This is a genomic window from Cupriavidus sp. FW305-3-2-15-C-LB2 (genome assembly GCF_058787575.1).
Map to the genome: position 1 here is coordinate 26,424 of NZ_JBYSZW010000034.1, position 6,847 is coordinate 33,270.

Below are 6,847 nucleotides of genomic sequence, written 5' to 3' on the forward strand. Positions count from 1 at the left end.
GATCTATCCGAAGCTTAGCTCAAGCCGCCGCCAGGGCGCGCTCGAGGAAATCCAGCCGGTCCTGGCCCCAGAAGGGCTGGCCGTCATGGACGTACCACGGCGCGCCGAACACGCCGGCCGAAATCGCGTCCTGGGTGTTCTGCGCATAGGCGGCCTGCACCGACTGCGCCTCGCTGGCCCTGAGCAGGCTGGCGCCGTCCAGGCCGGCCTCGTCGGCAATCTGCGCCAGCGTGGCGGCATCGGCGATATTGCGCTGCTGCGCCCACACTGCCGCGCCGATGGCGCCGGTCAGCTGCATCGCGCGGGCGGTGCCGTGCGCCAGCTGCGCCGCGATGATCAGCTTGCTGGCCGCGTCGCCCGATACCGGGAAGAACGTCGGCTGCAGATGCAGCGGCAGGCCCAGGAAGTCGCTCCAGCGCGCCAGCTCCACCAGGCGGTAGGCCTGGCGCTGGGGCGGGCGCTGCGACAGCGGCAGCCCGCCGGAGACGGAAAACACCTTGCCCAGGTCGCACGGCTTCAGGTTCACCTGCGCGCCATGGCGCTCGGCGATGGCGGCAAAGCGCGCATGGCCCAGGTAGACGTACGGCGACTGCGGCGTCAGGTAATAGTCAACCAGCTTGCTCATTTCGGTTCCGCTACAGGATTGGCAACAACAGACCGGGCGCCAGGCTCAGAACGGCTTGACGACCACCAGGATCACCACCGCCAGCAGCACCAGCACCGGCAGCTCATTGAACCAGCGATAAAACTTGTGCGAGCGCGTATTGCGCCCCGCCTCGAACTTGCGCAGCAACACGCCGCAGCCATGGTGGTAGCCGATCAGCACCAGCACCAGCGCCAGCTTGGCGTGCATCCAGCCCTGCCCCGCGCCGCGGCCGATGCCGTAGCCCAGGTACAGCCACAGACCGAACACCACCGCCGGCACCGCCAGCATGGTCATGAAGCGGAACAGCTTGCGCGCCATCAGCAACAGGCGCTGCGTGCTGGCGGCGTCGGTTTCCAGCGCCAGGTTGACGAAGATGCGCGGCAGGTAGAACAGGCCGGCGAACCACGAGACCACGAAGACGATATGCAGCGCTTTGACCCAGAGCATCGGCAGAGAGACGTTCGAGAACGATTGTTATTGTTGTTGGCGCGCGAGCGTCAGGTGCGGATCTCGCCGTGCCCGAATACCACGTACTTCAGCGAGGTCAGCCCTTCCAGCCCGACCGGGCCGCGTGCATGCAGCTTGTCGTTGGAGATGCCGATCTCCGCGCCCAGGCCATACTCGAAGCCATCGGCAAAGCGGGTCGAGGCATTGATCATCACGCTGGCCGAATCGACCTCGCGGATAAAGCGCATGCCCGCCGAGTAGTTCTCGGTGATGATCGAATCGGTATGGTGCGAACCGTATTCGTTGATATGGGCGATGGCGTCGTCGAGTCCGGCCACGGTCTTGATGGCGAGGATCGGCGCCAGGTATTCCAGGCGCCAGTCTTCCTCGGCGGCATCGACCAGGCCGGTAAAGCCGGCGGCTTCCAGCGTGGCGCGGGTGGCCGGACACACGCGCAGCTCGACGCCCTTCTCCTGGTAGATGCGGCACAGCGGCGGCAGCGCGGCGGCGGCGATGTCCTGCGACACCAGCAGCGTCTCCATGGTGTTGCACGGCGCATAGCGCTGCGTCTTGGCGTTGTCGCAGACGCGCACGGCCTTGTCCAGGTCGGCATCGGCGTCGATATAGACGTGGCAGATGCCGTCCAGGTGCTTGATCATCGGCACGCGCGCTTCTTCCATCAGCCGCGCGATCAGGCTCTTGCCGCCGCGCGGCACGATCACGTCGACGTATTCGGTCATGGTGATCAGCCGGCCCACGGCAGCGCGGTCAGTGGTCTCGATCACCTGCACCGCCTCGGACGGCAGGCCGGCCGCGGACAGGCCCTCGGCCACCAGCGCCGCCAGCGCGGTGTTGGATTCGATTGCTTCGGAGCCGCCGCGCAGGATGGTGGCGTTGCCCGACTTCAGGCACAGCGCCGCGGCGTCGATGGTCACGTTCGGGCGCGACTCGTAGATGATGCCGATCACGCCCAGCGGCACGCGCATCTGGCCGACCTGGATGCCGGTCGGGCGGAACTTCATGTTCGAGATCTCGCCGATCGGGTCGGCCAGCGCGGCGATCTGCTCCAGGCCCGCGGCCATGGTGGCGATGGCCTTGTCCGACAGCGTCAGGCGGTCGATGAAGGCGGCGTCCTGGCCGTTGGCGCGGGCGCGTTCAACGTCACGCGCGTTGACCGCCTTGAGCTTGTCGGCATCGCGGCGGATGGCCGCGGCGATGGTCAGCAGCGCGCGGTTCTTGTCGGCCGTGGAGGCACGCGCCATGGCGCGCGACGCGGCGCGGGCCTGGCGGCCGACGCGGTCCATGTATTGATTGAGGTCGAGCTCGTTCATGTCAGTGGCCCTGGGGTGGTGGCCGTCAGTGTGTTTTCCGTCCCCCCGCCGCACGCGGCGGGGGAAGCAAACCTGTGGAGTTGCGCGTTCAGCGCGCGATCATCAGGGCAAGCTGCTGCAGCCCGTCCCATGGTTCCGCCGGCAGCGGGCTGCCGCCCGGTGGCGGCAGGTCCGACAGGCCCTTGACCTGGCGGTCCAGCCGCGCCGCCAGCGCCAGCGCCGCTTCCAGCCTTGGCTGCGCCAGGCGCTGCGCGGCCTGCGGCACCAGCCGCTCGCGCGGGCCCCAGACGCGCAGCTCGCGCATCAGCACACCCGCCGGCTTGCCGGCCGCCAGCCCTTGCCGGACCTTGGATAATACGCGAATTTCCTCGGTCAGCGCCCACAGCACCAGCACCGTGGCCTCGCCCTCGCCGCGCAGCCCTTCGAGCATGCGCACCAGCCGCGGCACGTCGCCGGAGAGCATCGATTCAGACAGCTTGAACACGTCATAGCGGGCCACATTCAGCACCGCATCGTGCACCTGGTCGAAGGTGAGCTCGCCGGGCGGGTACAGCAGCCCCAGCTTCTGGATTTCCTGGTGCGCCGCCAGCAGGTTGCCCTCGACCTTGTCGGCGATGAACTGCAGCGCACGCCGGCCCGGCTCGCCGCCCTCGACACGCTGCTGCTGCAGCGACAGCCGCTCGCCGACCCAGGCCGGCAGCCGGGTGCGGTCCACGGAGTCGACCTTGATCGACACGCCGGCGCCTTCCAGCGCCTGGAACCAGGCCGACTTGGACGCGGCAAAATCCAGCCGCGGCAGCGTCACCAGCAGCACCACGTCGGGCGACGGCTGGGCGGCCACGGCGCGCAGCGCCTCGCCGCCGTCCTTGCCGGGCTTGCCCGACGGGATGCGGAGTTCAACGATCTTGCGGTCGCCAAAGAGCGACATCGACTGCTGCGCCTCGACCAGCTGGCCCCAGTGGAAGCCGCGCTCGGCCACCAGCACGTCGCGCTCGGAGAAGCCGGCTTCGCGCGCCGCGGCGCGCAGGCGGTCGACGGCTTCCAGCACCAGCAGGTGTTCGTCGCCATGTACCACGTACAGCGGTGCCAGGCCCTTGGCCTTGGCCTGCCTCAGGTGCGCGTCGAGCCCGTCGAGCTTGAGCTGCATGCCGTGATCAGATGGCCTTGACGGCGGCCAGCCGGCGCATCAGCTGCTGCACGATATCGCGCTGCATGTCGCGGTACAGCTGCTGCTCTTCGTAGTCCTTGGCCAGCGTGTTGGCTTCGTTGTAGGTCAGGTCGCGGGTCAGCACCAGCTGCGACGGCGCGATCAGTTCATTGCCGGCGGGGTCGCGCAGGCGGAAGGTGAAACGCTGCGTCAGGCGGTATTCACGCACCACGCCCTCGGTCGTGATCGACAGGATCGACTTGGTGCGGGTGTCCTGCAGCACGTCCAGCAGGGCGTCGGCCTCTTTCTGGTCGGCCACCACCTGGGTGTCGGAACCGCCGCGGATGGCGCGGCGCAGGTCCGCGCCCATCAGCGAATTGGCCGGAATCCCGATATAGAGCCGCTTGAAGGCGAAATCCGCGTTGCCGCGCATGTGGAAGCCGCAAGCGGCCAGCAGGCCCGTTGCCGGCACTGCCAGCATTGCCGCGAGCACCTTGCGGCGCCCCATGTTCAGTCGCTTCATTCTTGGCGATTCCTTGTCAGGTTCCGGGGCCAGCTTACAACACCACGTTGACCAGGCGGCCGGGTACCACCACGATCTTCTTCGGCGCCTTGCCCTCGGCAAACTTGGCCACGGTCTCGCTGGCGGCGGCGGTTGCCTCGATCGCGGCGCGGTCGGCTTCGGCGGGCACGGTGATGCTGCCGCGCACCTTGCCGTTGATCTGCAGCACCAGTTCGATCTCGCTGCGCACCAGCGCGGCTTCATCGACCTGCGGCCACGGCGCGTCGAGCAGGTCGCCGGCTTCGGCGGCGTAGCCCAGCTGGTCCCACAGGCCGTGGGTGACGTGCGGCACCACCGGGTACAGCACGCGCAGCAGGATGCCGAAACACTCGCGGCGCGCGGCCGGCGAAGCGGTCTTGGCGTCGTCCAGCGCGTTCAGCATCTTCATCGTGGCGGACACCACGGTGTTGTACTGGATGCGCTGGTAGTCGTAGTTGGCCTGCTTGAGCACGCCGTGGATCTCGCGGCGCAGGTCGGCGTCATCGGCAGTCGGCTTGCCGCCGGCGCCGTCGCGGATGGCCGCGGCATTGGCATAGCCGTAGTTCCACACGCGGCGCAGGAAGCGCGAGGCGCCCTCGACGCCCGAGCCGCTCCACTCAAGCTGCTGCTCCGGCGGCGCGGCGAACATCACGAACAGGCGCGCGGTGTCGGCGCCGTACTGGTCGATCAGCGCCTGCGGATCGATGCCGTTGTTCTTGGACTTCGACATCTTCTCGACGCCGCCGATCACCACCGGCTGGCCGTCGGCGATCAGCGTGGCGCCTACCGGGCGGCCGCGCTCGTCGGTGCGCAGGTCGACCTCGGCCGGGTTGTACCAGTGCTTCTTGCCCGACGCGTCTTCACGGTAGTAGGTCTCGTTGAGCACCATGCCCTGCGTCAGCAGGTTGGTGAAGGGCTCGTCGAACTTGACCAGGCCCAGGTCGCGCATGACCTTGGTCCAGAAGCGTGCGTACAGCAGGTGCAGGATCGCGTGCTCGATGCCGCCGATGTACTGGTCCATCGGCATCCAGTAATCGTTGCGCGCATCGACCATGGTGGCCGCATCCGGGCAGGTATAGCGCATGTAGTACCAGCACGAGTCGATGAAGGTATCCATCGTGTCGGTCTCGCGGCGCGCCGGCTTGCCGCACGACGGGCAGGTGCACTGCAGGAAGCGCGCATCCTTGGCCAGCGGGTTGCCGGTGCCGTCCGGCACCAGGTCTTCGGGCAGCACCACCGGCAGGTCTTTCTCAGGGACCGGCACCACGCCGCAGCTGTCGCAGTGGATCAGCGGGATCGGCGTGCCCCAGTAGCGCTGGCGCGAGATGCCCCAGTCGCGCAGGCGCCAGGTCACCTTCTTCTCACCCAGGCCCTTGGCGCCCAGGTCGGCGGCAATGGCTTCGACCGCGGCCTGGTAGCCGAGGCCATCGTACTTGCCGCTGTGGATGCAGGTGCCCTGCTCCTTGTCGCCGTACCATTCCTGCCAGGCTTCGGTCGAGTACGGCTGGCCCTTCACGTCAATGACTTGCCTGATCGGCAGCTTGTACTTGAGCGCGAAGGCGAAGTCGCGCTCGTCGTGCGCGGGCACGCCCATCACGGCGCCGTCGCCGTAGCTCATCAGCACGTAGTTGCCGACCCACACGTCGACCTTCTCGCCGGTCAGCGGGTGCACCACTTGCAGGCCGGTCGGCATGCCCTTCTTCTCCATGGTCGCCATGTCGGCTTCCATGACCGAGCCGTGCTTGCATTCGTCGATAAAGGCAGCCAGTTCGGGGTTGTTCAGCGCGGCATGGGTGGCCAGCGGGTGCTCGGCGGCGACCGCGCAGAAGGTCACGCCCATGATGGTGTCGGCGCGCGTGGTGAACACGTACAGCTTGCCGTCATTGATCGGCTTGCCGTCCTCGCCGGGGATGTCGTGCGGGAACGCAAAGCGCACGCCCACGCTCTTGCCGATCCAGTTCTGCTGCATCACCTTGACGCGCTCGGGCCAGCCCAGCTGGTCCAGGTCGCCCAGCAGTTCCTCCGCATACTCGGTGATGCGCAGGTAGTACATCGGGATCTCGCGCTTTTCCACCACCGCGCCGGAGCGCCAGCCGCGGCCGTCGATGACCTGCTCGTTGGCCAGCACGGTCTGGTCGACCGGATCCCAGTTGACAGTGCCGGTCTTGCGGTAGGCGATGCCCTTTTCCAGCATCTTCAGGAACAGCCACTGGTTCCAGCGGTAGTAGTCCGGGCTGCAGGTGGCGACCTCGCGCGACCAGTCGATCGCCAGGCCCATCGACTGCATCTGCTTCTTCATGTAAGCGATGTTGTCGTAGGTCCAGGCCGCCGGCGCCACGCCGTTGTTCAGCGCGGCGTTCTCGGCCGGCATGCCGAAGGCGTCCCAGCCCATCGGCATAAGCACGTTGTTGCCGTTCATGCGCAGGTAGCGCGCCATCACGTCGTTGATGGTGTAGTTGCGCACGTGGCCCATGTGCAGCTTGCCCGACGGATACGGCAGCATCGAGCAGGCGTAGAACTTGGGCTTTTCCTTGCCGTCGGCCCCGGCCGCATGCTCCGACACGCGATAGGCGTCGATGGCTTGCCAGTGCTGCTGGGCGGCTTGTTCAACGGCGGAAGGAAGGTATTTGTCTTGCATGGTCGGGACAGCAGTCAGGACAACGTTTGCGCGGCAACTGGCCTGCCGGCATCCGGGGGAATCGTTGGAATGAGAGCAGCGGGCGCGCCGCTTGCGC

Annotated in this window: 6 protein-coding genes; all 6 read right to left on the bottom strand. The window is 67.4% G+C overall.

Annotated features, from left to right (window positions below):
- Nucleotides 1-19: 19 nt before the first annotated feature.
- Nucleotides 20-625 (bottom strand): 2-hydroxychromene-2-carboxylate isomerase, encoded by a 606-nt coding sequence (locus AC3WRR_RS22700; RefSeq protein ID WP_010813220.1) that lies wholly within the window; start codon nt 623-625, stop codon nt 20-22.
- A gap of 45 nt (nt 626-670) precedes the next feature.
- Nucleotides 671-1,093 (bottom strand): CopD family protein, encoded by a 423-nt coding sequence (locus tag AC3WRR_RS22705; RefSeq protein ID WP_010813219.1) that lies wholly within the window; start codon nt 1,091-1,093, stop codon nt 671-673.
- Between the two features lie 50 nt (nt 1,094-1,143).
- Nucleotides 1,144-2,424 carry a glutamate-5-semialdehyde dehydrogenase gene (locus AC3WRR_RS22710; protein ID WP_454749658.1) on the bottom strand — a complete coding sequence of 427 codons (1,281 nt, stop codon included), beginning with the start codon at nt 2,422-2,424 and terminating at the stop codon, nt 1,144-1,146.
- Nucleotides 2,425-2,512: 88 nt separating this feature from the next.
- Nucleotides 2,513-3,571, bottom strand: a complete 1,059-nt coding sequence (gene holA / locus AC3WRR_RS22715; protein ID WP_011616007.1) for a DNA polymerase III subunit delta — start codon at nt 3,569-3,571, stop codon at nt 2,513-2,515.
- A gap of 7 nt (nt 3,572-3,578) precedes the next feature.
- Nucleotides 3,579-4,094 carry an LPS-assembly lipoprotein LptE gene (locus tag AC3WRR_RS22720; protein ID WP_492298204.1) on the bottom strand — a complete coding sequence of 172 codons (516 nt, stop codon included), beginning with the start codon at nt 4,092-4,094 and terminating at the stop codon, nt 3,579-3,581.
- 34 nt (nt 4,095-4,128) lie between these two features.
- Nucleotides 4,129-6,750, bottom strand: a complete 2,622-nt coding sequence (gene leuS / locus AC3WRR_RS22725) for a leucine--tRNA ligase (protein WP_010813215.1) — start codon at nt 6,748-6,750, stop codon at nt 4,129-4,131.
- Between the last annotated feature and the right edge of the window lie 97 nt (nt 6,751-6,847).

Bases quoted from the DNA above. Each gene is read 5' to 3' on its own strand.
- AC3WRR_RS22700 (WP_010813220.1), bottom strand. From the start codon at position 625: ATGAGCAAGCTGGTTGACTATTACCTGACGCCGCAGTCGCCGTACGTC.
- AC3WRR_RS22705 (WP_010813219.1), bottom strand. From the start codon at position 1,093: ATGCTCTGGGTCAAAGCGCTGCATATCGTCTTCGTGGTCTCGTGGTTC.
- AC3WRR_RS22710 (WP_454749658.1), bottom strand. From the start codon at position 2,424: ATGAACGAGCTCGACCTCAATCAATACATGGACCGCGTCGGCCGCCAG.
- holA (WP_011616007.1), bottom strand. From the start codon at position 3,571: ATGCAGCTCAAGCTCGACGGGCTCGACGCGCACCTGAGGCAGGCCAAG.
- AC3WRR_RS22720 (WP_492298204.1), bottom strand. From the start codon at position 4,094: ATGAAGCGACTGAACATGGGGCGCCGCAAGGTGCTCGCGGCAATGCTG.
- leuS (WP_010813215.1), bottom strand. From the start codon at position 6,750: ATGCAAGACAAATACCTTCCTTCCGCCGTTGAACAAGCCGCCCAGCAG.